Raw genomic sequence first — 261 nt, forward strand, 5'->3', positions numbered from 1 at the left:
CAAACCACGGCGGCGATGGGCACGTCGACGTAGACCCGCTGGGTTGATCCTTCAGTCGTGAGGAGATCAAGGACCGGGCCCAGCTCAGTGCGCTTCCAGACCGACTGGTCCAATACCGTGCAACTGGAGTCAGATGCTGCCGCGCGGATGCGCGCAAGGCCCGGTGCCTTTCGCATCTGCGCGGCTTGGTCTTGGCCATAGACGACATCTTGAGCGCGATGCATTGCATCATCCATCATGGTGCTTGCATCTCCATTGCTG

The 261-nt window shown here is 60.5% G+C and carries 1 protein-coding gene; it reads right to left on the reverse strand.

Annotation, left to right across the window (positions count from 1 at the left end):
* Positions 1-239: hypothetical protein (locus tag RVY79_RS20150; RefSeq protein ID WP_317466351.1), on the reverse strand; the 239-nt coding region annotated here is incomplete at its 3' end.
* Positions 240-261 lie beyond the last annotated feature (22 nt).

Origin of the sequence: Chromohalobacter sp. HP20-39 (assembly GCF_033052815.1) — a bacterium.
Lineage (GTDB): Bacteria > Pseudomonadota > Gammaproteobacteria > Pseudomonadales > Halomonadaceae > Chromohalobacter.